Source organism: Muribacter muris (assembly GCF_001038205.1).
Lineage (GTDB): Bacteria > Pseudomonadota > Gammaproteobacteria > Enterobacterales > Pasteurellaceae > Muribacter > Muribacter muris.
In genome coordinates this window covers 1-23,846 of sequence record NZ_JWIZ01000008.1, presented here as the reverse complement: position 1 = coordinate 23,846, position 23,846 = coordinate 1, and the positions used below count along the sequence as shown (strand labels likewise).

Genomic DNA, 23,846 nt, shown 5'->3' with positions numbered 1-23,846 from the left:
TTTTTCATTCGCTTGTAGGGACACACTGAGTGTGTCCGGATTTTAACCTATTGAAATAATTTGATTTTTATAAAAGGACACACGCAGTGTGTCCCTACATTCTGTTAAAATGTCTATTTTTGTGCATTTGCTACATAATACGGGAAAAATCGGCAACAAACGGTCAGATAAGGTGAAAAATAGGCAAAAACGGTTTGGCTAATTGCAACAATTTGTAAGCCTTGCACGAATAAGAATAATTCTTATTGACAGCATTTTACGAACCTTTTAGAATTTTGCCGTTTTTATCGACATAATAAAGCCCTATGGAGGAAAACCAATGAAAAAATCCCTTTCAACCCTTGCGTTATCCCTGTCTGCTTTAGCGTCCACTTCCGCCTTTGCCGCTAACGAAGTGAATGTCTATTCTTACCGTCAGCCTTATTTAATTGAGCCGATGCTGAAAGAATTTGAAAAAGAGAGCGGGATTAAGGTGAATGTGATCTTTGCCGATAAAGGTTTGGTTGAGCGTGTGAAGCAAGAAGGCGAGCTAAGCCCGGCGGACGTGCTATTAACGGTGGATATTTCCCGTGTGATGCAAATTGTCAATGAAGGCTTAGCCCAACCGTTTAGCACCAAAACATTACAAGAGAATATTCCGGCGCAGTTCCGTGATTCCGAAGGTAAATGGTACGGTTTAACCACACGGGCGCGTGTGATCTACTCTTCCAAAGATCGTGTCGGTAAACTGCCGGCGGATTTCGGCTACCTTGATTTAGCCAAACCGGAATACAAAGGCAAAGTCTGCGTACGTTCAGGTAAAAGCGCTTACAACGTATCATTATTTGCTTCAATGATTGAACATTACGGCGAAGCGAAAACGAAAGCGTTCCTAGAAGGCTTAAAAGCAAATCTTGCACGCAAACCGCAAGGCGGCGACCGTGATCAAGTCAAAGCGATCAAAGAAGGTATCTGCGACTACTCTTTAGGCAACAGCTACTACTACGGTAAGATGCTTGATGACGAAAAACAAAGATCGTGGGCGGAAGCAGCGGTGATTAACTTCCCGGCAGGCAAATACGGCACACACGTTAATATCAGCGGCGTGGCATTAGCAAAATATGCACCGAACAAGGCCAATGCGGTAAAATTAGTCGAGTATTTAAGCGGTGAAAATGCGCAAAAATTATATGCGACATTAAACCACGAATATCCGGTTAAAGCCGGCGTTGAACCGTCCGATTTAGTCAAAGGTTGGGGTTCGTTCACAGCGGATACCCTTAAACTTGAAACAATCGCTAAAAACTATGAAAAAGCATTAAAATTGGTTGATGAAGTCAAATTTGATGAATTTTAATCATTAAAGTGCGTTTTAATTGATTGACGAGCTTTAACAAGCGGTGAGATCTTCACTAAAATTTGTTAAAGCTCGTTTTGGCATTTAAAATAAGCCCCTTAATTTATCATTCACAGAAAAATGAACCTCCGTTACCTCCCTTGGAAATTCTCGGCAATTCTAACCGCCCTGTTTATTTTATTGCCGTTACTGGCGATCGGCTATCACGCCCTCAGCGGTGAAATGGATAACCTCCGCCATTTATGGCAAACAATGTTGGGCAGCTATGTGATCAACTCGGCATTATTGGTGATTGGCACGGTCGGGCTGGCATTGCTGTTTGCGCTGCCGTCTGCGTGGTTGGTGGCTAATTATCAATTTTGGGGGCAACGCTCACTACAATGGCTATTGTGCCTACCGCTGGCAATGCCCGCTTACCTGATTGCCTATCTTTATACGGATCTGCTTGATTATTCCGGTGCATTTCAGGGATTACTACGGGAAATTTTTGGCTGGCAACGCCCAAGCGACTATTGGTTTCCCCAAATCCGCACCCTGTACGGTGCGTGCTTTGTGCTGGCATTGGTACTTTACCCCTATATTTTCCTGCTGGTAAGAGTGGCATTTTTGGAGCAATCGGAAAATTTACTCCACAGTGCCAAAATAATGGGCGCTTCGCCGAGCCAAATTTTCCGCCGTATTACCTTTTCGATGATCAGACCGGCAATCGCCGTGGGCATCGCTTTAGTTGCAATGGAAACCTTAGGCGATTTCGGCACGGTCGCCTATTTCGCCGTGCCGACATTAACCACAGCGATTTACGACTCGTGGTTGAGTTTTCACGATTTAGGCACAGCAAGCCGCATTGCGATTTTTATGCTGCTGATGATTTTCCTGTTTATCTGTTTGGAACAATACAGCCGCCGCCAACAAAAAAATTATCAGCGGGGCTATGAGAAAAAAACCGCCTTTAAAACCTTATCCCGCTGGCAAACTGTCTTGGCACTGGCGTGGTGCTGGGGGCTTCTAGGTCTGGCATTTTTTATTCCGTTCGGACGGTTGATTTTTTGGTCTTTTCACTATTTCGAACAATCGTGGAACTTAGATTTCGTCAAATTTGCGTTAAATAGCCTCAAAGTGTCTGCAATTGCAGCGATTTGCACGGTTTCGGTTGCGTTATTGCTCCATTTAGCGCACCGCCTTTCAAAAGAGAGCAAATTTTTTGCCCGAACCACCCGCTTGTCGTTGGGGCTGTCCAGTTTTGGCTACGCCATTCCCGGCACGGTACTGGCAATCGGCTTACTCTCACCGCTCACCTTCGCCGATCACCAGTTACACAGTTTGCTAAAATCAATGGGATTATCGCCGGTAGGGCTGATTTTTTCCGGCTCACTGTTCGCCTTAGTGCTGGCTTATACGATTCGCTTTTTGGCAATGGCGATCGGCAGTCTTGATGCGTGCTTGGGGCGTGTTTCGCCTTCGTTGGATATGGCAAGTCAAACAATGGGGCAAAGCGGCTTACCGATGTTTAAGCGGATACATATCCCATTGATTTATAAGGGGTTAATTACCGCAACCTTGATGGTATTTATTGAGAGTATGAAAGAGCTGAATGCTTCACTATTGCTACGCCCTTTCAATTTCGATACTCTCGCTACTTACGTTTTTACCTTTACTTCCGATGAACAATTAGAACGTGCCGCCCTGCCTGCCATTGTGCTGGTGTTGGTCGGGCTGATTCCGGTCATTTGGCTGACACGTTCCCTGATCTCCCAATCACAAAAAGGGCGTTAGAATGACATTATTAGCAATTCAAAATTTAAGTTGCCAATTCGGGCAAAATCACATTTTACAATCATTGGATTTAGAAGTGGGTGAAAACGAAATTGTCTGTTTGCTGGGAGCAAGCGGCTGCGGTAAAACCACGCTACTTAAAGCGATTGCCGGCTTACTGCCAACCAGCAGCGGCACCGTAACGTTGGCAGGAAAAGCCGTTCACTGCTGCCGTGTGGAAGATCGCAAAATCGGGCTGATTTTTCAGGATTATGCGCTCTTTCCGCACTTGAATGTGGCGGATAATATACAATTCGGCTTAACCAAGCTGGACAAAACCGAGCGTCAGGCGATAATGAGCAAAATGCTCAATGTCGTAAAATTAGCCGGCTTTGAAAAACGCTTCCCCCACGAACTTTCCGGTGGGCAGCAGCAGCGGGTGGCAATCGCTAGAGCCTTAGCCTGTAAACCGGAATTACTGCTGCTGGACGAGCCGTTTTCGAATATCGACAGCCAAACCCGCTATGCGATGATCCAAGAAATCAAACAGATCTTGAAAAGCCAAAATGTGCCGGCAATTTTCGTTACGCACAGTAAAGAGGAAGCCTTTGCGTTTGCGGACAAAATTGCGGTAATGGATCGGGGCAAAATCGTCCAGCTCGGCACACCCACTGCCTTGTATCATAACCCGATCAACCGCTTTGTTGCCGATTTTTTAGGCGGAACAAACTATTTAGACTGCGAAATTTATGCCGATCACAGCCTGCAAAGCCCGATCGGTCGCTATCATCTTTTCCCTGAGATGCACTATGCACCGGGCAAGTATCAATGGATGCTCCGTCCAGAACAAATCTTGCTTAAACAAGATGAGAACGGGCAAGGCACGGTGGCTGAAAAATTGTTCTTAGGGCAGTATTACCGCTACCAAATTGCAATAAACGGTATCTATCTAACCGCTTACCAAATGGCAGATTTCCCCTTACACGCTAACGTGAGCGTAGGCTTTCAGTGTCGGGAACTGATCTTTTTCAACTAAAAAATCCCGCAAATGCGGGATTTTTTTATTTTATGGCTTGCTCAATCACTCCGCCGCCAAGGCACACTTCCCCTTGGTAGAAAACAGCAGATTGACCAGGGGTAACCGCAATTTGTGGCTCATCGAAAATAACCCTAATACTGTCATCATCAATCGGTTGGATTTCGCACACAATATCCGCTTGGCGATAGCGGGTTTTCACCGTACAGCGCAGATTTTGACGAATTGGTTGGCGATCGACCCAATGCAATTGTGCGGCGATTAGCCCTTTTGAGAGCAGGGCGGAATTATCCTGCCCCTGTGCCACAATCAATACATTATTTTCCACATCTTTTTCGACAACATACCACGCATTTTCTGCCGCCCCTTTGACCCCGCCAATACCTAAGCCCTTGCGTTGCCCTAGAGTATGGTACATCAAACCGTCGTGGCGACCAATAACCTGACCGTCCAGCGTCTTAATCTCGCCGGATTGTGCCGGCAAATAGCGGGCTAAGAAATCCTTGAATTTACGCTCACCAATAAAGCAGATACCGGTTGAATCCTTTTTCTTCGCCGTTGCCAGACCTAAGTCGTCGGCAATCGCCCGTACAATCGGTTTTTCTAATTCACCGACGGGAAACAAACTTTGCGCAACTTGCTGTTCGCTCAACGTATAGAGGAAATAACTTTGATCTTTATTACTATCCAGCCCCCGTAATAATTGAGGCTGTTGAGCGTGCGGAGAACGACGGACATAATGACCGGTAGCAATATAATCCGCCCCTAAATCTTCTGCAGCATATTCCAAAAAGGCTTTGAATTTAATCTCTTTATTACACAGAATATCCGGGTTTGGTGTGCGTCCTGCCTTGTATTCCGCTAAAAAATGTTCGAAAACATTATCCCAATATTCTGCGGCAAAATTGATTTTGTGTAATTTTATCCCTAACTTATCGCAAACCGCCTGCGCATCGGCAAGATCGGCAGCGGCAGTGCAGTAGTCCGTATCGTCATCTTCTTCCCAATTCTTCATAAATAGGCCTTCTACTTGATAGCCCTGCTGTTGAAGAATGAAAGCAGATACGGAAGAGTCCACTCCGCCGGACATTCCGCAAATCACTTTCTTTTTACGGTTTTCGGCAAGTTGCTCTGCGGTTAATACGGGGAAGTTTTTATCGTATGTTTTTGATTTCATTATTATATTATTTAATAGGAAATTAAATTATGTTTAAGGCAAAGATCTAATTTAAATGTTTTTTCAACAAAACGAGAAAATGCAATCGTAATATTCCCTTTCTCCAATTTAATCACAGTCCCTTCACCAAATATCTTATGAGTAACCCTTCTTACCGAGTGAAATATGTTCAATAACTCTTTTATCATAATACACTTTTTCGTCATCTCTATCCTTAAAAGAAGATTTGACCGTATTTTTTTCTTGAGTTTCTCTACTTTCTTTGTAAAAGATACAATGAGAAGAACTAAAACAACGCCTACATAATAAGGTACAATCTGGCTTAGAATAATGAATGCAACGCGATTGGTGTCTTCTAAGATCATTGGTTACTAGGTACTCCGTATGCCAAGATGTCCCTTGCAATCGACTTACTCCCATATTTCTCCCCATATTTACACGATAAATAATCAGTTAATTCTTTATTTCTATGTTTTTCCGTCTTTCTACCACCGTTTTACCGCCGATACCCCAATTTTCCATTGGAATTTCGTCAATCACCACAACGGTAGTTTCAGGGTTTTTATTCAGCACACGGGCAAGTAATGCTGTTACGCCTTGAATTAATTCGGCTTTTTGCTCTGCGGTGGGAGCTTCTGCACCGCCGGTAACTTTGATATTGACATAAGGCATTGCATTTTCCTCGCTCATTTTTGTGTTAGGTGATCGCTTGTATCGGGTATAAGATTTTATCCCCTCATAATGACTCAGCTTTATTTCACTTCATAAAATTGCGGCGTTTTTGTGAAGCGGGCAACTTCGTCGGGGTCGGCTGTTCCGTCTGCGATTTTCGATTTCAAATTATCGCAAGGCTCTTCGCAATCGCACACTTTTTTTATGCCGAGTGCCGAAATACCGCCGCAGCTGCCTTTAATCGTTTTGCCTTTGATGATAAATCCGATTGACATTGCAAAAATAACGGCGACAAAAAAAGCAAAAGTGAGTAAAAAAATGTCCATTTGGGTGTTCCTAAAGTTGTGAGCAAGCGGTCGGATATGCGCTATTTTTTGCAAAAATAGGGCTAAACGCCACCGCTTGTTAAAAATTAACGTTGTTCGAGTAATGCGGCAAATCTGCTCGACATTTGGGTTTCATAGCCGTTTGCCGTTTTGAGAATCAAGAAGACAGCAAGCTGTTCACGTTCGGCAACGGCAAGGGCTTTTTCCGTACCGAGAACGAAAAGCCCTGTAGATAAACCGTCCGCCGTCATTGCGCTAGGGTGTAGCACGGTAATTGAAGCAAGGTTATGCTCAATCGGGCGGTGCGTTTTGCCGTCAATAATGTGTGAAAGGCGTTTGCCCTGCTCGTCCTCAAAATAGTTGCGGTAGTTACCAGAGGTTGCCATCGCCAAATTATTGAGCGGCAACGTAATTTGGCTGCTACTGGCTTGAGCAAATTCCGGTTTTTCAATGGCAATATTCCACGATTTTCCGAGCAAATTTTGCCCTTTTCCACGGATTTCACCGCCAATTTCTACCAAATAGTGTTCAATGCCTAAACTTTCAAGATGCTCCGCCAATTTATCTACACCGAAGCCTTTCGCAATGGACGATAAATCCAAATATAGATTGGGTACTTTTTTAGTCAGCGTATTTTGTGCCGTATCTAATGCAAATTTTTCAATCCCGACCGACTGGCTTCGCTCATCAATTTGGGCTTGGGTCGGGACTTTATTTAACCGTTTATCCGGCCCAAATCCCCATAAATTGACCAGAGGCCCGACCGTAATATCTAATGCGCCGTCTGTTACCCGATTTAAGCGGATCGCTTCCGCAACGACTTTAGCAAAATCTGCGGAAATAACAAAAGGCTTGTCTACCTCTTTCATTTGGTTAAATTGGCTGATCTGCGAATCTTTTTTATAGGTGGACATTTCTTGATTGACAACGTCCAATAAGTGATCGAGCTGCTCTTTAATTAGTTCCGGCTTGGGTAATGTTTTTGTGCCGTTGTCTATATATTTGATATGGTAGGTTGTGCCCATCGTCTTACCTTCAAAGGTGATTTGTTGGGACTCTTTGTTACAAGCTGCCAAGCCAAACGCAAATAATAGCGTGGCGGTGCGAGCAAATAGTGATTTAAATTTCACAAAAACTCCTTTCATAATGCTAAAAATTGATAATGGGAAATCACCTGAACCAGCCGATTTTCCATTATCAATTAAACAAGCGGTCAGTTTTGCCAAAAAATACGCAAATCCGACCGCTTACAAGCTAGGTCAATTAACCGCCGAAATCATCGAGTAAGATGTTTTCGTCTTCAACCCCTAAATCTTTCAACATTTTAATGACAGAGGCGTTCATAATTGGTGGTCCGCACATATAGTATTCACAGTCTTCCGGTGCTTCGTGATCTTTAAGATAGTTTTCATAAAGCACGTTATGGATAAAGCCGGTATAGCCGTCCCAGTTATCGCCCGGTTGCGGATCGGAAAGTGCCACGTGCCACACGAAGTTATCATTTTCAGCTTGTAGGCTGTCAAAGTCTTCGACATAGAACATTTCGCGTTTCGATCTTGCACCGTACCAAAAGCTCATTTTACGTTTTGATTTCAAACGTTTGAGCTGATCGAAAATGTGGGAACGCATCGGCGCCATACCCGCACCACCGCCGATAAAGACCATTTCCGCATCGGTATCTTTGGCAAAGAATTCACCGAACGGTCCGGAAATAGTTACTTTATCACCCGCTTTTAACGACCAAATATAAGAGGACATTTGACCCGGCGGTACATCAGGATTATTTGGCGGTGGCGTTGCGATACGCACGTTCAACATAATAATGCCTTTCTCTTCCGGATAAGATGCCATTGAGTAAGCACGAATAATTGGTTCATCTACTTTAGACACATAACGCCATAAATTGAACTTATTCCAGTCTTCGTGGTATTCTTCGTCGATTAACGGTTTGTAATCTTCGTATCTCACGGTGTGAGCCGGTGCTTCAATTTGAATATAACCGCCGGCACGGAACGGGACTTCTTCCCCTTCCGGAATCGCCAATTTAAGCTCTTTGATGAACGTGGCTTTGTTATCGTTAGAGATAACGGTACATTGCCATTTTTTCACACCAAAGATTTCTTCCGGCAACTCAACGTCCATATTGCCTTTCACATTCACTTGGCAAGCAAGACGATAGCCTTCTTTTGCTTCACGTTTGGTGATGTGAGAAAGCTCGGTCGGCAAAATTTCGCCGCCACCGCTTTTCACTTTCACCACGCATTGACCGCAAGAACCGCCGCCACCGCAAGCGGAAGACACGAAAATACCTTTACTTGCCAATGCACCTAGCAGTTTACCGCCGGCAGGCAGGGTAATTGCTTTGTTCGGATCTTCATTGATTGAGATGGTAATATCGCCTGAATCAACCAGTTTAGATTTCGCCACAAGGATAAATACCGCAAGCACTAATACAAGGGCGGTAAATACCACAATACCGAAAATAAAATTATCCATTCGATACGCTCCTTATAATTGAATGCCTGAGAATGACATAAAGCCAAGTGCCATTAAACCGGCAGTGATAAAGGTAATCCCTAAACCACGCAAGCCCGCAGGGACATCGGAATATTTCATTTTTTCCGTTAAACCGGCAAGGGCAACAATGGCTAACATCCAACCTGTCCCTGCCCCTACGCCGTAAACCACAGACTCGGCAAAGTTATATTCACGTTGTACCATAAAGGATACGCCACCGAAAATTGCACAGTTTACCGTGATAAGCGGTAGGAAGATCCCCAATGCACTGTAAAGTGCCGGGAAGAATTTATCTAAAATCATCTCTAGCACTTGCACCAATGCGGCAATCACACCGATAAAGGTGATGAAGTTGAGGAAGGTTAAATCAACGCCTTCAATCAATGCACCGTCTTTCAAAACGTGAGTATAAACCAATTGGTTAGCCGGCACGGCAATGCCAAGTACCACGATAACCGCAATACCTAAACCGAAAGCGGTTGAAACTTTCTTTGACACTGCAAGGAACGTACACATTCCGAGGAAGAAAGAAAGTGCCATATTTTCGATAAAGACAGATTTAACGAATAGGCTAATATAATGTTCCATAGACTATTTCTCCACCTGTTCCGGTTTCCAGGTTCTTAAGCCCCAAATGATGAAACCGATAATAAAGAATGCACTTGGTGCGAGTAGGAATAAGCCGTTTGCTTGATACCAACCGCCATCTTGAATCGTTTGGAAAATCGTCATACCAAAGAGTTTGCCCGAACCGATTAACTCACGGAAGAATGCCACCACCACTAAGATAGCTGCATAGCCTAAGCCGTTACCGATACCGTCCACAAAACTCTCAACCGGCGATGATTTCATTGCGAACGCTTCCGCACGCCCCATTACGATACAGTTGGTGATGATAAGACCAACGAATACGGAGAGCTGCTTGGATAAGCCATAAGCGTAAGCACGCAAGATTTGATCCACCAAAATTACCAATGACGCAATAATTGCCATTTGTACGATAATACGGATACTGTTTGGAATATAGTTGCGGATTAACGAGATAAAGAAGCTCGAAAATGCCGTAACAAAACTCACCGCAATCCCCATTACCACTGCGGTTTCAAGTTTGGTCGTTACCGCAAGGGCAGAACAGATCCCCAAAATTTGCAACGCAATCGGGTTATTGTCCACCACCGGCGAAAACAGTAGCTTTTTAAGTTTAGAGTCAGCCATTAGTTTGCCCCCGCTTTAAGTTTTGCAAGATAAGGACCGAAGCCGTTTGCACCGAACCAGTATTTGAATGTACCGTCCACACCGTTTGATGTTAGAGTCGCGCCGGATAACGCATCCACGCCGTGATCTTTATCTGCTGATGCACCTTTTCCGATGCGGATTGCCGGTTCGCCCTGTTCGTTCAGTAATTTTTTACCGACAAAGTTGGCTTGCCATCTTGGGTTTTCAATTTCACCGCCTAGCCCCGGTGTTTCACCGTGTTCGTAGTAGGTAATCCCTTTAATCGTATTGCCGTCCGGTTCAACGGAAACGAACCCGTACATTACCGACCATAATCCTGTTCCGTACATCGGTAACACGATTTGATTGACTTGACCTTGTTCATCTTTAACTAAATAAACTTCAGCAAGGTTTGCACGGGTGCGTAAGCCGGCTTTATCGGCTTCTGCCGGAATCGCCGTGCTTTGTGCCGGATCTTTAGCCGCATTTTTCGCATCAAAGTTTGCCGGGCACTGTACATAGTCGCCGGAATGTAGTTCAACACAACGGGCTTCAATACTTTTGGCAAAAATATCTTTGATCTGACCGCTTGCAGTATCTGCTTTGAGCAAACCTGCTACGCTTAAAATGTTACGTTGTTTGTCTAACGCTTTTTGTTCGTCTTGCGTATCTTTGAGCAGTACCGCAGAACCGGCAACAATGATTGCACAGATTAAACTGAGCAGAACAACGATAGAGATTGTTCCGCCAACGCTATCTTTATTAAACTTAGACATTGCGTACTCTCCTACGTTTGATATTGGCTCGAACCACAATGTGGTCAATCAGTGGGGCAAATAGGTTAGCAAATAAGATCGCTAACATCATACCTTCCGGATATGCCGGATTGACCACACGAATTAACACACACATAAAGCCGATGAGGATACCGTACCACCATTTCCCTTTATTGGTAAAGGAAGCGGAAACCGGATCAGTTGCCATAAAGAACATACCGATAGCAAAGCCGCCAAGCACTAAGTGCCAGTGCCAAGGCATTGCAAACATTGGGTTAGTGTCTGAACCGATAACGTTGAATAAGGTCGCTGTTGCCGCCATACCGATCATTACACCGGCAATAATGCGCCAAGAAGCAATACGGGCAAACACAATAATCGCCGCACCGATCAATAACGCGAGGGTCGATACTTCACCCATTGAACCCGGAATGTTACCTAAAAACGCATCCATCCAAGTGATCGTTTCGCCGGTCGCAACGTGTTTTAATGCCGCTTCGCCGCCCATACTCCATTGCGAAAGTGCTGTTGCGCCGGAGAAACCGTCCGCAGCTGTCCACACTAAATCGCCGGAAATCTGTGCCGGATAAGCGAAGAATAAAAACGCACGTCCCGCTAATGCCGGGTTCATAAAGTTTTTACCGACACCGCCGAACACTTCTTTCGCAACAACCACCCCAAAACTTGCCGCTAACGCCGCTTGCCACAATGGTAATGTTGGCGGCACGATTAACGCTAATAAGATAGAGGTAACGAAGAAACCTTCATTGATTTCGTGTTTACGCACCATTGCAAACAGCACTTCCCAGAAACCACCGACCGCAAAAATGGTCAAGTAAATTGGTAGGAAGAAAATCGCCCCAAGCAACATTTTCGCCAACACGCCGGCATCTTGAGATAACACACCAAAGCTATTCGCTAAGGCGAAATGCCAGTCTTTTGCGATGCTCGCAGTCACGTTTTGCGCAAAATCGCCTGCACCTAACGCCATAATAGACTGTGCCCCAACGTTATACATTCCGTAGAACATTGCCGGAAATAACGCGAGCCACACAATCAGCATCATACGTTTTGAATCGATCGCATCACGCACGTGCGCATCTTTTTGGGTAACCGCTCCGGACGTATAGACAATGGAATACACCGCTTCAAACAGGGTGTACCATTTTTCGTACTTTCCGCCTTTTTGGAAAGCCGGTTCCATTTTATGAAAAAGATCTTTTAAAGCCATTTGATTAACCTTCCTTCTCGATCTTATCTAACGCTTGACGCAATAGTGGGCCGTACTCGTTTTTGCCCGGACACACAAAGGTACACAGCGCCAAATCTTCTTCATCTAACTCTAAGCAACCTAATGCTTGAGCAGAATCGGTATCTCCCGCACAGAGATCACGCAACAATAATGTCGGCAGAATATCTAACGGCATCACACGCTCATACGCACCGATTGGCACCATTGCACGATGACCGCCGTTTACTGCGGTTGTAAAGTTAAACAGCTTCTTGCTGAATGCACCCAATACCGTGCGTGTAATGGAGAATTTGTGCGAGTACGGGGCAATCATTCCGAAGAGCTCTTGCTCACGCCCTTCCGCTAATACGGAAACTTGCAACGCATAGCGTCCCAAATAGTCGTGTGCGCCTGTTGCCGTCATACCGCTTAATACCGAGCCGGAAATCACGCGGTTTTCACCGGCATTTAATTCGTTGGCGACCAAGTCAGACAGCTTCGCGCCTAAACGGGTACGCACCAAACGCGGTTGTTTCACTTGCGGGCCGGCTAATGCGACAATTCTGTCGGTAAACAACTCACCGGTAGTAAATAATTTACCGATAGCAACCACATCTTGATAGTTCAAATACCAAACCTGTTTTGTCGCACTGACCGGATCGATAAAGTGAATATGCGTCCCGCTTAATCCCGCAGGGTGTGGACCGTCAAAGGTCGCCACTTTCACATTCGCAACCGCTGTGCCGATCTGTTCGCTCTTTGGCGATTGGCATAAATGAATGGTTTTCTTACCTTCAAATAAACGACCAAGTACGGTTAAACCATCCACAAAATCCTGTTTATGCTCGTTTAAAATCACATCAGGATTTGCCGCTAACGGATTGGTATCCATCGTATTGACGAAAATAGAAGACGGTTCGGCATCTAAGGCTGGCACTTTGCTGAACGGGCGGGTACGGAATGCCGTCCACAATCCCGATGCCACCAAGTTCGCTTTCACTTGCTCGCCGGTTAAAGAGGCAAGTTCAGTGGCAGCATAGCGACTAAAGGTAATTTGCTCATCACCCTCAACTTTAATCACGACTGACTGAAGAACACGTTTTTCACCGCGATTTATCGCCGTGATCACACCGCTTGCAGGGGCAGTGAAGACCACGCCTGCGTTCTTTTTATCTTCAAAAAGAACCTGACCTTTCTTCACCACATCGCCTTCACGCACTTTCATTGAAGGACGCATACCCACATATTCTTCGCCAAGCACAGCAACTTCAGTAACGGCATTGCCGTTATGGATTACTTGCTCAGGATTTCCCGTAATCGGAAGATCTAAGCCTTGTTTAATTGTAATCATATTGTTTGCACTACTTTTTGTTGGGTTAAAAATATGATTGCATACATTGCAATCGCTTCTATTGAGCCGTGGCGACATCAAAGATAAACGTTGAGTTCCCCCACTTACCTTTGCACACCACATTAAGTTCTCAAATTCGGTTTCTTATCTTTTCGGCAAGATAAAATAAATGCGTTATTCTACCCGAAAATCGCCATTTATTGCTAGTTTAACCACATTTTTTTAACATTTATCCCGAATAATTTGAACTAAATCAAATTTTATCTGTTACATTTTCGCCCGTTTTCCGCTTGAAAAGCCTTATTTTTATTTACAATCACTCATATTTTTTCACATTTTTGTAAATAATTTACACACTTATAACTTAAAAAAGCGGAATGGAATTTGATGCTAGTCAAAAAAATTCAATAAGGCTACAATAGCCACAATTTCAATTTGCAAACGGACACACAATGAATATTCAAATTTCAGCGGCGGCACAAGCCCATTTCCGCAAACTGCTCGATCAACAAGAAGAAGGCACAAATATCCGTATTTTCGTGGTGAATCCCGGTACGCCAAGCGCCGAGTGCGGCGTTTCTTACTGCCCGCCAAATGCGGTTGAAGAAACGGACACCGAAGTCAAATACACAGAATTTTCTGCCTTTATTGATGATGTCAGTCTGCCATTTTTAGATGAAGCGGAAATTGATTATGTTACCGATCCGATGGGGGCACAGCTTACGATGAAAGCGCCGAACGCTAAAATGCGTAAAGTTGCGGACGATGCGCCGTTTATTGAGCGTCTTGATTATGTTATTCAAACCCAAGTCAATCCGCAACTTGCCAATCACGGCGGACGAGTTACGCTGATTGAGATTACCGAAGATAAATATGCGATTTTGCAGTTTGGCGGCGGGTGTAACGGTTGCTCTATGGTGGACGTTACCTTGAAAGAGGGGATTGAAAAGCAGCTATTGGCTCTCTTCCCCGATGAATTAGTCGGTGTGAAAGATGCGACGGAGCATCAACACGGCGAACATTCATACTACTAATTTTGCCGATATTAGCTCACCGTTGCAAAACGTGGGCTTTGTTCATCGTGTAGGGTACTAAGCAGTGTCCCTACGCTCACATGGCGTAGCAATTTATACTGACTAGAGAATTGCACATTTTCCCGCTTAACTAACCGCTTGAAAAGACCAAAAAGATAAAAAATCCTATGCGACAAACTGATTACCGAGGGCGTTTTTCCGTTGCACCGATGCTGGATTGGACAACCCGCCATTGCCGTTATTTCCACCGCCAGTTTAGCCGATATGCCCTGCTTTACACCGAAATGATCACCGCACCGGCAATTTTACACGCCAAATATGACTTGTTGGCGTACGATCCGGCTGAAAATCCGGTCGCATTGCAACTGGGCGGCAGCGATCCGAACCAATTAGCCGAGTGTGCCAAATTAGTAGCACAGCGTGGTTATGCCGAAATCAATCTTAATGTCGGTTGCCCGTCCGATCGGGTGCAAAACGGTATGTTCGGGGCGTGTTTAATGGCAAATGCCGAGCTGGTCGCCCGTTGTGTCGAAGCGATGAAAGAAACGGTAGCAATCCCTGTTACCGTCAAACACCGTATCGGTATTGACGAGCTGGACAGCTATGAGTTTCTGCGCGATTTTATTGAAAAAATACAGCCTTATTGCACTGACTTTATCGTCCACGCCCGCAAAGCGTGGCTGACAGGGTTAAGCCCGAAAGAAAATCGGGAAATCCCGCCTCTTGATTATGAACGGGTTTACCAGCTTAAGCGGGATTTTCCGCACTTAAATATCAGCATCAACGGCGGCATAAAAACGATTGAGGAGATCAAACACCATCTGCAATATGTTGATGGCGTAATGGTCGGACGGGAAGCCTATCAAAACCCAAGCCTATTGGGGCAAATCGACCAAGCATTGTTTGATCCTAATGCGCCCATTATCACGCCAATGCAAGCGATTGAAAAAATGCTACCTTATATTGAGCAACAACTCGCCGAAGGGGTGTACCTCAACCACATTGCACGCCATCTGCTCGGTGCATTCCAAAATTGCAAAGGTGCAAGGCAGTGGCGGCGGCATTTAAGCGAGAATGCTTGTAAGACAGGTGCCGGCGTTGAAGTGATTGAACAGGCACTGCGGTTTGTCGAAAATCAACCCTAGCCGAAAACGCCCCAACAAGCGGGGCGTTTTGCTGACTTTTTTGCAATTTTATATGGCAAACGCATAAAAATAGATATTTCAACACTATTGCAGTGTCGCCACATTAACGCTCGTCATCACATCATACAGTCTCAAGATGTAGTTAAACGGACACAAGCATTGTGCCCCAGCCTATAAACAACTATTAACCGTGAGGCTAAACGCCGTACTGCTCACGATAGGCTTTCATCGCAGCTAAATAAGGCGCATATTTAGGCGATTGTTCAATAAATTGCAATAAATCGTCAAAATCAATAATTGAAAACACCTTGCACCCATAATCCCGCTCAACTTCCTGAATTGCCGACAGCTCGCCTTTGCCCTTTTCTTTACGGTTAAGCGCAATCAATACCCCGACTAAATTAGCCTGATTTGCCTGAATAATCGCCATTGACTCACGAATTGCCGTACCGGCGGTGATCACATCATCCACTAATAAAATATCACCTGCCAATGCACTGCCGATTAAATTACCGCCTTCCCCGTGATCCTTCGCTTCCTTACGGTTAAAGCAACAAGGTTTATCCAGATTAAATTGATTGGCAAGTGCAACCGCAACGGTCGTCGCAATCGGAATGCCTTTGTACGCCGGCCCGAATAGCACATCAAAATTCAACCCCGCAGACTGAATCGCTTGAGCATAAAACTCACCGAGCTTAGCTAAATCCCGCCCCGTATTAAACAGACCGGCATTAAAAAAATAAGGGCTAATTCTGCCGGATTTCAGAGTAAATTCACCAAATTTCAGCACCTCACGGCTAAGGGCAAATTCAATAAAATCACGTTTATATTGTTCCATTTTTGTATCCTTTTAAGTGAACAAGCGGTTGGTTTCCGTTTATTTTGCAACAATCGCTGCAAAATGAGTAGTTTTTCCTAACACTATCCCCTAAACCACTGTTCAACAAGGGAGGGAGTCGTTTCTTTATGTTGCCACATACTGCCTAATTCGATGTCGGGGAGCTTGGTGCGGTTATAGCCGATAAACGCTCTGAAATCGAAGACGGCGTGCGGGTATTCGTTGATCATTAAAAAGGCGGTATAGCCGTCTTCCGACCAGCAAATTTGTAAGCGGCGGGGTTCTTTTAGGGTGTGCTGTTCAATGTCGCTGACCCGATAGACAAATAGGCTGTCAACTACCGGTTGGGCGGTTTGGTGCAGATCCATTGCATAAAAGAAGCCCGTTTCGCCGTCATCTTCAAACATTACCACCAGATGTTCGTGCTGCGTGGAGTGTGCGCCGGTGCGGTAAGGGCTGCCAATATGGAGATGATCATCAATTACGGAATATAGCATTGTATGTCCTTTTTGTCGTGCAAAAAAGCCACCAAAGTTGGTGGCTTGATTTAATCGGTAAACGATTATGCTTGACCTTTCACTTCTTTTAAGCCGTTGAACGGTGCTTTATCGCCTAATGCTTCTTCAATGCGGATAAGTTGGTTGTATTTCGCAACACGGTCTGAACGGCTCATTGAACCGGTTTTGATTTGACCTGCTGCCGTACCTACTGCTAAATCAGCGATAGTCGCATCTTCGGTTTCGCCTGAACGGTGTGAAATAACAGCGGTGTAACCGGCATCTTTCGCCATTTTGATTGCCGCTAAGGTTTCAGTTAATGAACCGATTTGGTTGAACTTGATTAAGATGGAGTTGGCAATGCCTTTCTCAATCCCTTCTTTTAAGATTTTGGTGTTGGTAACGAATAAGTCGTCGCCGACTAATTGTACTTTATCGCCTAACACTTTAGTTTGGTAAGCAAAGCCTTCCCAATCGGACTCGTCTTGACCGTCTTCGATAGACACGATCGGATACTCTTTGCATAACCCTTCTAAGTAGTGGGTAAATTCTTGTGAAGTGAAGGTTTTGCCTTCGCCTTTCATTTCGTATTGACCGGTTTCTTTGTTGTAGAACTCGGAAGAAGCACAGTCCATTGCTAAGGTTACGTCTTTACCTAACACATAACCTGCTTTTTCAACAGCTTCTTTGATACAGGCTAACGCATCGGCATTAGAAGCAAGGTTTGGTGCGAAGCCGCCCTCATCACCTACTGCGGTATTTAAGCCTTTCGCTTTTAATACTTTCGCAAGGTTGTGGAATACTTCTGCACCAATGCGTAGCGCTTCTTTTAAGGTTTTTGCACCAACCGGTTGGATCATAAATTCTTGAATATCCACGTTGTTATCTGCGTGCTCGCCACCGTTGATGATGTTCATCATCGGTAATGGCATAGAGTACACGCCCGGTGTGCCGTTAAGTTCGGCAATGTGTGCATAAAGCGGTAAACCTTTTGATGCCGCTGCCGCTTTGGCATTCGCTAAAGAGACGGCTAAGATGGCATTTGCACCGAATTTTGATTTGTTATCTGTGCCGTCTAAGTCGATCATAATTTGGTCGATTTCTGCTTGGTTAGATGCATCTTTGCCTAAGATAGCTTGTGCAATGTCGTTGTTCACCGCAGCAACAGCTTTTAATACGCCTTTACCTAAGAAACGGGCTTTATCGCCGTCACGCAATTCTAATGCTTCACGAGAACCGGTTGATGCGCCGGACGGTGCAGCCGCCAAGCCGACAAAGCCGCCTTCAAGGTGAACTTCCGCTTCGACGGTTGGGTTACCACGAGAGTCAATGATCTCACGACCAATCACTTTAACGATTTTTGCCATTTTAATATCCTCTAATAAAGTTGAGATTTAATGTGAAAAAACGGCTATATACTAAAGGAATCGCGCGGTTTTGTCTTGCAAAAAAGTGATTTACTTCACAAAATTTAAAAGTAATTTGATCCGAAAGGGTTATTTTTGCAAAATAGCACGATAACCTTTTTTGAGACCAATTATGACCAAAACCGAATTGCTTCGCTGTGTGAATCTCAGCAAATCTTATCAAGAGGGCGAGAATGCTACTCAAATTCTAAAAAATGTTTCTTTTTCAATGAACTGTGGTGAGCTAGCGGCGATTGTCGGCAGCTCCGGTTCGGGAAAAAGTACCTTATTACATACCCTTGGCGGTTTAGATCAACCTTCTAGCGGCGAAGTGTTTATCCAAGGGCAGTCGCTACAACAGTTAAGCAGCAATGCGTTGGCAAAATTGCGAAATCAGCATTTGGGCTTTGTTTATCAATTTCATCATTTAATGGCGGATTTCAGTGCCTTAGAAAATGTGATGATGCCGATGCTGATTGGCAAGCAGAACAAAACCGAAGCAAAAGATCGGGCGGAAAAAATGTTGCAAGCGGTCGGATTATCTCATCGTATTGCACACCGCCCGTCAGCCCTATCGGGCGGCGAGCGGCAGCGGGTAGCGATTGCACGGGCGTTGGTTAATCAGCCGGCATTAGTGTTGGCGGATGAACCGACCGGTAATCTCGATCAAAAGACCACCGAAAGCATTTTTGAGCTGATTAGTCAGCTTAACCAAGAGCAACAGATTGCGTTTTTGTTGGTAACTCACGATCTTAATTTAGCCAATAAACTTAACCGCTGCCTACTGATGCAAGACGGTGTATTGCGTGAGGGCGTTTAATGAATACTCCCTTTTTTATTAGCTGGCGTTATCAACGCAGCCAGCAAAAAAACCGCTTGGTGTCGCTGATTTCACTGTTTTCCAGTGTCGGTATTGCCCTTGGCGTAGCCGTGCTAATTATCGGTTTAAGTGCAATGAACGGCTTTGAACGGGAGCTGAACCAGCGGGTACTTTCTGTTGTGCCGCACGCCGAGTTATTGAGTTACGACAATGGCGAGCCTCAGCCGATTTCGCACTATACCGAGTTAGCGCAGCGCCTTGCCGATAACTCAGATATTGTGGCAAGTTCGCCGTTTGTCAGCTTTACTGCGCTGATTGAAAACGGCGCTAAGCTCAAAATTGCCCAAGTCAAAGGGATTGAGCCGAGCAAACAGATGCAGGTTAGTCGGCTTAATCAATTTATTGAAGCGAGCCAATGGCAGCAGTTTCAACAACAAGGCGGGCTGATTTTGGGGGCAGGTATTGCACGGGCGTTGGAAATTGAGGTCGGCGATGATGTTACCTTACTGCTGCCACAGCCGAGTGATGACGGCAATTTAGCCCAGCCATTGCGTTTTACGCAAACAGTGAGCGGTATTTTGCGTTTGGACGGTCAGCTCGATCACAGCTACGCCTTATTACCGTTGCAAACGGCGCAAGAACTGCTTGAATATCAGCCGGATCAGGTGTCAGGGATTGAAATGGCGGTTAAAAAGCCGTTAGACATCAACCAACTCACTTTTCACGAATTGGCGGGGTATCCTCAGCCGCTCTATCTGCAAAAGTGGATCGAAAAATTTGGCTATATGTACAACGATATTCAGTTGATCCGCGCGGTAATGTATATCGCAATGGTGTTAGTCATCGGCGTTGCCTGCTTTAATATTATTTCAACACTCGTGATGGCGGTGAAAGATAAGCAGGGCGATATTGCCATTCAACGAACCCTTGGGGCGAATAATCGCTTTATTCGGCATATTTTCCTTTGGTACGGCTTGATTTCCGGAATGAAAGGGGCTGTATGCGGCATTGTGCTGGGGGTACTGACCGCACTTAATTTAACTGCCATCATTCAAGGGGTTGAACGCTTTTTTGAGGTGAAACTACTCTCTGACGGTATCTATTTTATTGATTTTCTGCCAAGTGAAATTTATTGGTTGGACATTGTATGGGTGCTGCTTGCCACGCTGGTGCTTAGCCTGCTTGCCAGCCTTTATCCTGCCGTCCGAGCGGCGAAACTGGAGCCGGCAAAAGTGTTAAGCGGGCATTAGCTCTTATACAAGCGACCAGTTATGCCGAGTTTTGTGAAAAAACGGTATTATGTTGCAAATGCACAAAAATAGAAATTTTAACGGAATGTAGGGACACACTGCGTGTGTCGTTTATAAAAATCAAATTATTCCAATAGGTTGAAATCCGGACACACGCAGTGTGTCCCTACAATTGAATAAAAAACAACTTTGTGCAACAGCTATATAGTATTGGAAAAAACGGCTAATCTCACCGCTTGTTTAAAAGGGTAAACCTATAAGCAAACGTTTGCATTTTCCGCCTAAAAAATTTATACTACGCCTCTAGTGCCATAGGGAACTAGTAATGAACCACAAACTAAATTTAACCTGTTTAATTTCTTTTTTAAAGCTAAACTTCGCATCATTACGAGGTTTAGCTCTTTTTTATTTCGACAAGATCTTGCGTAACGTGAGATCTTTTTTTTTGCCCAAAATTCAGATCATAGAGGATAAGCAATGAGCCAATTGATTCGTACATTAAAAAGCCATATTCGTGATGAAGTGATTAAAAAAGGCGGCTGGGTAAATTCTCACGCTCACGCAGACCGTGCCTTTACGATGACGCCGGAAAAAATCAAAATTTATCAAGAGGCAAATTTGCAACAGAAATGGGATTTAGTGGACGAGGTGAAACGTCAGTCGAGCGTAGAAGATTACTACCGCCGTTTTAGCCAAGCGATTGAGCTGATGATTTCCCAAGGGGTAACGGCGTTCGGCACATTTGTCGATATTGACCAAGTGTGCGAAGACCGTGCGATCATTGCGGCACACAAAGCCCGTGAAGTGTATAAAAACGATATTGTGCTGAAATTTGCCAATCAAACGCTCAAGGGGGTGATTGAACCGAATGCGCGTAAATGGTTTGATATCGGCTCGGAAATGGTGGATATGATTGGCGGTTTGCCTTACCGTGATGAATTGGACTACGGCAAAGGGCTGGAAGCGATGGATATTTTAATGGACACGGCGAAATCGCAGGGCAAAATGTTGCACGTTCACGTTGACCAATTCAATACCCAAAAAGAGAAAGAAACGGAGCAGTTGTGCGATAAATCAATGGAACACGGAATGCAAGGGCGGGTTGTGGCGATTCACGGGATTTCGATTGGCGCACACCCGAAAGAGTACCGCCAAATGCTGTATAAAAAAATGAAAGCCTGCGATATGATGATGATTGCCTGCCCGATGGCGTGGATTGACAGCCCTCGTAAAGACGAAGTGCTGCCGTTCCATAATGCCTTAACACCGGCGGATGAAATGATCCCCGAAGGCATTACCGTTGCGATTGGTACGGATAATATCTGCGACTATATGGTGCCGCTGTGTGAGGGCGATATGTGGCAGGAATTAAGCCTACTCTCTGCCGGTTGTCGCTTTACCAACCTAGATGAAATGGCAAATATCGCCAGCACCAATGGGCGTAAGGTGCTTGGTTTACTGTAAATGATAAATGAGCAAATACGGCGGAACTGGCTTCCGCCATTTTTGTTTTTATAAATACGATAGCAAGAAAAAAGCCTCTAGTGTAACTAGAGGCTTTTTCCTATTAACGTACTAAGGAGGTATATTATGACGTTTAAATTAGTTGGCGGAATGGACGGGACTCGAACCCGCGACCCCCTGCGTGACAGGCAGGTATTCTAACCAGCTGAACTACCACTCCGCAGCGAACGAGGCGTATAATAATGATTTCTCGGATCAGCGTCAAACACTTTTTTTCAAAAAAATATCAAACGGTTTTTTACTATACAGAATGCCGATTTTTTAATTGACTGCCGTTGATTCTGTCGCCAATTCCCGTGTCCAAAGGCAATTCCCTTTCGACTTCTTATTGATTAGCTCAAGATAGTCTTGATGAGCCGCCAACTCCTCTTCGGTCGGTTGTAGCACGACCAAATGACTGTGATCGACAACAATCGGCGTATAGTGAGCATCTTGTGCGTTTACGCTCATATCCGATTGCTCCTCCTCGCCGAGCAGGGCGATCTGCCCGCCGGTCATCATCAAAAAGACATCGGCAAGGATCTCCGCATCCAGCAACGCCCCGTGCAACACCCGCTTACTGTTATCAATATCTAAACGATCGCACAGCGCATCTAAATTATTACGTTTGCCGGGGTACATTTTGCGTGCCAGTTGCAAGCTATCGGTAACTTCGCACATCTCCGCCACCTTTGCCGGCGGATTAGGCAGAAACGAAAATTCGTGGTCGATAAAGCCCACATCGAAGGGCGCGTTATGAATTACTAATTCCGCCCCGTTGATAAACGCAATAAACTCATCGGCAATCTCGGCAAAGCTCGGCTTATCCACCAGCATCTCATTGGTGATACCGTGAACCTTAATCGCTTCCTCGTCCACCTCCCTCGGCGGTTTAATATACACGTGGAAGGTTCTGCCGGTTAAACGGCGATTTACCACTTCCACCGCCCCAATCTCAATAATATTATGCCCAATATGCGGTGCACCGTTAAAGTTCATACCGGTAGTTTCCGTATCTAGCACAACTTGGCGCAAAATCGGCTCTTTCATCTCATTTCTCCCTTAACAAGCGGTCGGTTTGGCAAGATTTTTTGCAGAATGTTCGCTTGCTTAACAAGCCGTTATTATAACCAAAGCCACACCCGTTGGCTTACTTTTCTTGCGGGCGAACGCTACCTTTAATCACCAGTTGCCATTGCCGATGTTTAAGCTGAACTTTTAACTGTAAATAAATGTAGCGAACAGGGCGCTTGTGGTAAGACATCTCGATAGTTATACGCATAACACCTCCTAAAAGCTCTATATTATGTAAAGAAATGCAAAAAAAAAAAAAGAAGTGTATTTCATTTATAATCGCTTAGCATTTTAGTTGCGACTAAAATCAACAATCTTTGTTTAATTTTCTTACCAATAAGGACTTTTCCTATGCAATCTCAATTATCAAAAACAGCCCTTGCTTTGTTAGTGTCTCTTGGCGTTGCTGCGTGTAGTAGTGGCGGTGGTGGTTCGAGTACCAGTAACAACGATAATGCAAAGCAAATCAAACAAATTCATCAATTAAAAGAACAAGTTAAAGCAGAACAAGCAGCGGCAAAAAATGCGATGGCAGCCAGTCAGAAAGCCAAAGAACAGGCGGAACAAAATTTAGCTGAGGCGAAAGCAAATCTTGCTACGGCGGAGAAAAAAATTGCCGAGTTACAGAAAAATGCTGAACAACCTAAAACAAATTCAACACTACAAAAAGAATTAGAAACAGCCCGTCAGCAATTAGCGGCAGCGCAGAAAAATGTTGCCGACAGTGCAAAACGTTTGGAAGCGGAAACGGCGAAAGTAAACAGTGAAGCCGCAGCGAAACAAGCGGCACAACGTGAGTTGGAAACTGCTCGCCAGCAATTAGCGGTAGCGCAGAAAAATGTGGCGGACAGTGCAAAACGCTTGGAAGCGGAAACGGCGAAAGTAAACAG

The 23,846-nt window shown here is 44.9% G+C and carries 24 protein-coding genes, 1 tRNA gene and 1 pseudogene; 9 read left to right on the top strand and 17 right to left on the bottom strand.

Translation table 11 applies throughout. The features are described from left to right. The first annotated feature begins 319 nt into the window (after nucleotides 1-319). The 3 genes from RO21_RS01495 (at nucleotide 320) to RO21_RS01485 (ending at nucleotide 4,124) form a co-directional block, all read left to right on the top strand. Nucleotides 320-1,336: a Fe(3+) ABC transporter substrate-binding protein gene (locus tag RO21_RS01495; RefSeq protein WP_047976033.1), complete on the top strand. Its 1,017-nt coding sequence runs from the start codon at nucleotides 320-322 to the stop codon at nucleotides 1,334-1,336. A 120-nt stretch (nucleotides 1,337-1,456) separates the two neighbouring features. Beyond that, nucleotides 1,457-3,109 (top strand): ABC transporter permease, encoded by a 1,653-nt coding sequence (locus RO21_RS01490; protein WP_047976032.1) that lies wholly within the window; start codon nucleotides 1,457-1,459, stop codon nucleotides 3,107-3,109. A gap of 1 nt (nucleotide 3,110) precedes the next feature. Beyond that, nucleotides 3,111-4,124: an ABC transporter ATP-binding protein gene (locus RO21_RS01485; protein ID WP_047976031.1), complete on the top strand. Its 1,014-nt coding sequence runs from the start codon at nucleotides 3,111-3,113 to the stop codon at nucleotides 4,122-4,124. A gap of 25 nt (nucleotides 4,125-4,149) precedes the next feature. On the opposite strand, the gene mnmA is transcribed toward RO21_RS01485, so the two are convergent. From mnmA to RO21_RS01430, 11 genes are all read right to left on the bottom strand, one after another. Further along, a complete protein-coding gene (gene mnmA, locus RO21_RS01480) occupies nucleotides 4,150-5,301 on the bottom strand; it encodes a tRNA 2-thiouridine(34) synthase MnmA (protein ID WP_047976030.1) in 1,152 nt (383 codons plus the stop codon). A gap of 11 nt (nucleotides 5,302-5,312) precedes the next feature. Beyond that, on the bottom strand, nucleotides 5,313-5,666 hold the full coding sequence (locus tag RO21_RS13090) for a hypothetical protein (protein WP_047976029.1): 354 nt from the start codon (nucleotides 5,664-5,666) through the stop codon (nucleotides 5,313-5,315). Nucleotides 5,667-5,754: 88 nt separating this feature from the next. Continuing rightward, a complete protein-coding gene (locus RO21_RS01470; protein WP_047976028.1) occupies nucleotides 5,755-5,973 on the bottom strand; it encodes a tautomerase family protein in 219 nt (72 codons plus the stop codon). A gap of 80 nt (nucleotides 5,974-6,053) precedes the next feature. Continuing rightward, complete coding sequence (nqrM, locus tag RO21_RS01465; protein WP_047976027.1) at nucleotides 6,054-6,299, bottom strand: (Na+)-NQR maturation NqrM; 246 nt, start codon at nucleotides 6,297-6,299, stop codon at nucleotides 6,054-6,056. Between the two features lie 86 nt (nucleotides 6,300-6,385). Then, entirely contained in the window at nucleotides 6,386-7,429 is a 1,044-nt protein-coding gene (locus tag RO21_RS01460; RefSeq protein ID WP_047976026.1) for an FAD:protein FMN transferase, read from the bottom strand. A 133-nt stretch (nucleotides 7,430-7,562) separates the two neighbouring features. Continuing rightward, complete coding sequence (gene nqrF / locus RO21_RS01455; protein WP_047976025.1) at nucleotides 7,563-8,795, bottom strand: NADH:ubiquinone reductase (Na(+)-transporting) subunit F; 1,233 nt, start codon at nucleotides 8,793-8,795, stop codon at nucleotides 7,563-7,565. Nucleotides 8,796-8,807: 12 nt separating this feature from the next. Further along, a complete protein-coding gene (nqrE, locus tag RO21_RS01450) occupies nucleotides 8,808-9,404 on the bottom strand; it encodes an NADH:ubiquinone reductase (Na(+)-transporting) subunit E (protein ID WP_047976024.1) in 597 nt (198 codons plus the stop codon). 3 nt (nucleotides 9,405-9,407) lie between these two features. Further along, nucleotides 9,408-10,031: an NADH:ubiquinone reductase (Na(+)-transporting) subunit D gene (locus tag RO21_RS01445; protein ID WP_047976023.1), complete on the bottom strand. Its 624-nt coding sequence runs from the start codon at nucleotides 10,029-10,031 to the stop codon at nucleotides 9,408-9,410. Then, nucleotides 10,031-10,807: a Na(+)-translocating NADH-quinone reductase subunit C gene (locus RO21_RS01440; RefSeq protein WP_047976022.1), complete on the bottom strand. Its 777-nt coding sequence runs from the start codon at nucleotides 10,805-10,807 to the stop codon at nucleotides 10,031-10,033. The genes RO21_RS01445 and RO21_RS01440 overlap by 1 nt, the downstream gene beginning before the upstream one ends. Further along, a complete protein-coding gene (locus RO21_RS01435) occupies nucleotides 10,800-12,038 on the bottom strand; it encodes an NADH:ubiquinone reductase (Na(+)-transporting) subunit B (RefSeq protein WP_047976021.1) in 1,239 nt (412 codons plus the stop codon). Before RO21_RS01435 ends, RO21_RS01440 begins: the two co-directional genes overlap by 8 nt. A 4-nt stretch (nucleotides 12,039-12,042) precedes the next feature. Then, nucleotides 12,043-13,389 carry a Na(+)-translocating NADH-quinone reductase subunit A gene (locus RO21_RS01430; RefSeq protein WP_047976083.1) on the bottom strand — a complete coding sequence of 449 codons (1,347 nt, stop codon included), beginning with the start codon at nucleotides 13,387-13,389 and terminating at the stop codon, nucleotides 12,043-12,045. A 452-nt stretch (nucleotides 13,390-13,841) separates the two neighbouring features. On the opposite strand from RO21_RS01430, the gene nfuA reads away from it, so the two are divergent. Next, the gene (gene nfuA, locus RO21_RS01425) at nucleotides 13,842-14,423 is read left to right on the top strand and encodes a Fe-S biogenesis protein NfuA (RefSeq protein ID WP_047976020.1); all 582 of its coding nucleotides are present in this window, start codon (nucleotides 13,842-13,844) and stop codon (nucleotides 14,421-14,423) included. Between the two features lie 167 nt (nucleotides 14,424-14,590). After that, complete coding sequence (dusA, locus tag RO21_RS01420; protein WP_047976019.1) at nucleotides 14,591-15,568, top strand: tRNA dihydrouridine(20/20a) synthase DusA; 978 nt, start codon at nucleotides 14,591-14,593, stop codon at nucleotides 15,566-15,568. Between the two features lie 196 nt (nucleotides 15,569-15,764). On the opposite strand, the gene pyrE is transcribed toward dusA, so the two are convergent. The 3 genes from pyrE to eno all read right to left on the bottom strand — a co-directional run bounded on the left by pyrE (nucleotide 15,765) and on the right by eno (nucleotide 18,270). Next, nucleotides 15,765-16,406, bottom strand: a complete 642-nt coding sequence (gene pyrE, locus RO21_RS01415) for an orotate phosphoribosyltransferase (RefSeq protein ID WP_047976018.1) — start codon at nucleotides 16,404-16,406, stop codon at nucleotides 15,765-15,767. Between the two features lie 83 nt (nucleotides 16,407-16,489). Further along, entirely contained in the window at nucleotides 16,490-16,903 is a 414-nt protein-coding gene (locus RO21_RS01410; RefSeq protein ID WP_047976017.1) for a DUF2251 domain-containing protein, read from the bottom strand. Nucleotides 16,904-16,968: 65 nt separating this feature from the next. Next, nucleotides 16,969-18,270, bottom strand: a complete 1,302-nt coding sequence (gene eno / locus RO21_RS01405; protein ID WP_047976016.1) for a phosphopyruvate hydratase — start codon at nucleotides 18,268-18,270, stop codon at nucleotides 16,969-16,971. A 172-nt stretch (nucleotides 18,271-18,442) separates the two neighbouring features. On the opposite strand from eno, the gene lolD reads away from it, so the two are divergent. From lolD to RO21_RS01390, 3 genes are all read left to right on the top strand, one after another. Then, a complete protein-coding gene (lolD, locus tag RO21_RS01400; protein ID WP_047976015.1) occupies nucleotides 18,443-19,129 on the top strand; it encodes a lipoprotein-releasing ABC transporter ATP-binding protein LolD in 687 nt (228 codons plus the stop codon). Beyond that, nucleotides 19,129-20,379, top strand: a complete 1,251-nt coding sequence (gene lolE / locus RO21_RS01395) for a lipoprotein-releasing ABC transporter permease subunit LolE (protein WP_047976014.1) — start codon at nucleotides 19,129-19,131, stop codon at nucleotides 20,377-20,379. Before lolD ends, lolE begins: the two co-directional genes overlap by 1 nt. Before the next feature lie 477 nt (nucleotides 20,380-20,856). Beyond that, entirely contained in the window at nucleotides 20,857-21,843 is a 987-nt protein-coding gene (locus RO21_RS01390; RefSeq protein WP_047976013.1) for an amidohydrolase family protein, read from the top strand. A 143-nt stretch (nucleotides 21,844-21,986) separates the two neighbouring features. Here RO21_RS01390 and RO21_RS01385 read toward each other — a convergent pair. From RO21_RS01385 to RO21_RS13610, 3 genes are all read right to left on the bottom strand, one after another. Then, a tRNA-Asp gene (locus RO21_RS01385) sits at nucleotides 21,987-22,063 on the bottom strand. 101 nt (nucleotides 22,064-22,164) lie between these two features. Beyond that, nucleotides 22,165-22,932 carry a DNA polymerase III subunit epsilon gene (dnaQ, locus tag RO21_RS01380; RefSeq protein WP_047976012.1) on the bottom strand — a complete coding sequence of 256 codons (768 nt, stop codon included), beginning with the start codon at nucleotides 22,930-22,932 and terminating at the stop codon, nucleotides 22,165-22,167. Nucleotides 22,933-23,032: 100 nt separating this feature from the next. Next, complete coding sequence (locus tag RO21_RS13610; protein WP_277619724.1) at nucleotides 23,033-23,164, bottom strand: hypothetical protein; 132 nt, start codon at nucleotides 23,162-23,164, stop codon at nucleotides 23,033-23,035. A gap of 143 nt (nucleotides 23,165-23,307) precedes the next feature. Between RO21_RS13610 and RO21_RS01375 the strand changes: the two are divergent. Beyond that, nucleotides 23,308-23,846, top strand: a pseudogene (locus RO21_RS01375) (hypothetical protein); the annotation flags it as partial.

What these genes read in the sequence shown, in the direction of transcription:
- dusA (WP_047976019.1), top strand. Translation starts at nt 14,591, where the DNA reads ATGCGACAAACTGATTACCGAGGGCGTTTTTCCGTTGCACCGATGCTG.
- eno (WP_047976016.1), bottom strand. Translation starts at nt 18,270, where the DNA reads ATGGCAAAAATCGTTAAAGTGATTGGTCGTGAGATCATTGACTCTCGT.
- RO21_RS01445 (WP_047976023.1), bottom strand. Translation starts at nt 10,031, where the DNA reads ATGGCTGACTCTAAACTTAAAAAGCTACTGTTTTCGCCGGTGGTGGAC.
- nqrM (WP_047976027.1), bottom strand. Translation starts at nt 6,299, where the DNA reads ATGGACATTTTTTTACTCACTTTTGCTTTTTTTGTCGCCGTTATTTTT.
- RO21_RS13090 (WP_047976029.1), bottom strand. Translation starts at nt 5,666, where the DNA reads ATGATCTTAGAAGACACCAATCGCGTTGCATTCATTATTCTAAGCCAG.
- RO21_RS01430 (WP_047976083.1), bottom strand. Translation starts at nt 13,389, where the DNA reads ATGATTACAATTAAACAAGGCTTAGATCTTCCGATTACGGGAAATCCT.
- nqrE (WP_047976024.1), bottom strand. Translation starts at nt 9,404, where the DNA reads ATGGAACATTATATTAGCCTATTCGTTAAATCTGTCTTTATCGAAAAT.
- RO21_RS01470 (WP_047976028.1), bottom strand. Translation starts at nt 5,973, where the DNA reads ATGCCTTATGTCAATATCAAAGTTACCGGCGGTGCAGAAGCTCCCACC.
- RO21_RS01485 (WP_047976031.1), top strand. Translation starts at nt 3,111, where the DNA reads ATGACATTATTAGCAATTCAAAATTTAAGTTGCCAATTCGGGCAAAAT.
- RO21_RS01390 (WP_047976013.1), top strand. Translation starts at nt 20,857, where the DNA reads ATGAGCCAATTGATTCGTACATTAAAAAGCCATATTCGTGATGAAGTG.
- lolE (WP_047976014.1), top strand. Translation starts at nt 19,129, where the DNA reads ATGAATACTCCCTTTTTTATTAGCTGGCGTTATCAACGCAGCCAGCAA.
- nfuA (WP_047976020.1), top strand. Translation starts at nt 13,842, where the DNA reads ATGAATATTCAAATTTCAGCGGCGGCACAAGCCCATTTCCGCAAACTG.
- RO21_RS01490 (WP_047976032.1), top strand. Translation starts at nt 1,457, where the DNA reads ATGAACCTCCGTTACCTCCCTTGGAAATTCTCGGCAATTCTAACCGCC.
- mnmA (WP_047976030.1), bottom strand. Translation starts at nt 5,301, where the DNA reads ATGAAATCAAAAACATACGATAAAAACTTCCCCGTATTAACCGCAGAG.
- dnaQ (WP_047976012.1), bottom strand. Translation starts at nt 22,932, where the DNA reads ATGAAAGAGCCGATTTTGCGCCAAGTTGTGCTAGATACGGAAACTACC.
- RO21_RS13610 (WP_277619724.1), bottom strand. Translation starts at nt 23,164, where the DNA reads ATGCGTATAACTATCGAGATGTCTTACCACAAGCGCCCTGTTCGCTAC.
- pyrE (WP_047976018.1), bottom strand. Translation starts at nt 16,406, where the DNA reads ATGGAACAATATAAACGTGATTTTATTGAATTTGCCCTTAGCCGTGAG.
- nqrF (WP_047976025.1), bottom strand. Translation starts at nt 8,795, where the DNA reads ATGGATAATTTTATTTTCGGTATTGTGGTATTTACCGCCCTTGTATTA.
- RO21_RS01440 (WP_047976022.1), bottom strand. Translation starts at nt 10,807, where the DNA reads ATGTCTAAGTTTAATAAAGATAGCGTTGGCGGAACAATCTCTATCGTT.
- RO21_RS01410 (WP_047976017.1), bottom strand. Translation starts at nt 16,903, where the DNA reads ATGCTATATTCCGTAATTGATGATCATCTCCATATTGGCAGCCCTTAC.
- RO21_RS01495 (WP_047976033.1), top strand. Translation starts at nt 320, where the DNA reads ATGAAAAAATCCCTTTCAACCCTTGCGTTATCCCTGTCTGCTTTAGCG.
- RO21_RS01435 (WP_047976021.1), bottom strand. Translation starts at nt 12,038, where the DNA reads ATGGCTTTAAAAGATCTTTTTCATAAAATGGAACCGGCTTTCCAAAAA.
- lolD (WP_047976015.1), top strand. Translation starts at nt 18,443, where the DNA reads ATGACCAAAACCGAATTGCTTCGCTGTGTGAATCTCAGCAAATCTTAT.